At 60.0% G+C, this 1372-nt stretch carries 2 protein-coding genes; both read left to right on the plus strand.

What is annotated here, in order from left to right:
* Nucleotides 1–466 (plus strand): FimV/HubP family polar landmark protein (locus ACXRVY_RS29290; RefSeq protein ID WP_458238996.1); only part of this gene is annotated, 466 nt, incomplete at its 5' end.
* A 309-nt stretch (nt 467–775) separates the two neighbouring features.
* Nucleotides 776–1372 (plus strand): tRNA pseudouridine(38-40) synthase TruA (truA, locus tag ACXRVY_RS29295; protein WP_458238997.1); only part of this gene is annotated, 597 nt, incomplete at its 3' end.

Genomic DNA, 1372 nt, shown 5'->3' on the forward strand with positions numbered 1-1372 from the left:
GGATCTCGGTGCAGAACCGTTGCCGGCGATACTGGCTGAAGATGATTTCCTGCTGGATCTGGACGAAGGCGTGAAGGACTTTCCGGTCGCCGAAACCCCGGCTGTTCCCGAGGTTGCACTGGATGATCTGGAATTACCGGCCGATTTCGACCTGTCGCTGGCCGATGAAATGGACGCGCCGGATGCGTTCGAAGCAGAGTTGGATGATGTCAACGCCGAGCTGGAGAGCCTGTCCAACAGCATCGGCGAGCCGACCTTCACCGAAGCAGATGCCGCGCTGGGCGACGATGATGACTTCGACTTCCTCTCGGGCACTGACGAAGCCGCCACCAAGCTCGATCTGGCTCAGGCCTATATCGACATGGGCGACAGCGACGGTGCCCGCGACATCCTCAATGAAGTGGTAAGCGAAGGCAGTGCCGAGCAGAAGAGTGAAGCCGAGGAAATGCTTTCGCGCCTGGCTTGAGTGTTCGGTAGGTTGTAAACAGAGCGGCAGCCTATTGAGGCTGCCGTTTTTGTTTGGTCCATGAATTGATGTCGTCTGCGGTGGCCCCTTCGCGGGCAAGCCCGCTCCCACAATGGTTTTGTGTTGACCACAAAATGTGCATCCACTAAAGATCCCCTGTGGGAGCGAGCTTGCTCGCGATGAGGCCCTAACATTCACTCCAGTCCCTCAGTTGTACTGGCATCCCCTCCAGTCGGCCTTATAATGCCCGCCTTTGGTACATCAGCAGGCTGTCCCTCCTTGGCAAATATAGATAACCCGGCCGCCGAAATGGCAGCCGACGGCTTTTTCCGCATCGCGCTGGGCGTCGAATACAAGGGCTCGCGCTACCGCGGCTGGCAGCGCCAGGCGTCCGGGGTGCTCACCGTGCAGGAAACCCTCGAAAACGCCTTGTCCAAAGTCGCCGATTCACCCGTTTCGCTGATGTGCGCCGGGCGTACCGATGCCGGGGTGCATGCCTGCGGACAGGTGGTGCATTTCGACACCCAGGTCGAGCGTTCGATGAAGGCCTGGACCATGGGCGCCAACATCAACTTGCCCCACGACGTCAGTGTCAGTTGGGCCAAGGTCATGCCAGCGCATTTCCATGCGCGGTTCAAGGCCATTGCCCGGCGTTATCGCTATGTGATCTACAACGATCAGATCCGCCCCGCACACCTGAACGAAGAAGTGACCTGGAACCACCGTCCGCTGGACGTCGAGCGCATGGCCGAGGCCGCCCAGTACCTGCTCGGCACCCATGATTTCAGCGCGTTTCGCGCCGGCCAGTGCCAGGCCAAGTCGCCGATCAAGGAGCTGCACCACCTGCGCGTCACCCGTCACGGCAAGATGATCGTGCTGGATATTCGCGCCAGCGCCTTCCTGCAT

The sequence above is a fragment of the Pseudomonas sp. P5_A2_2 genome (assembly GCF_054177685.1).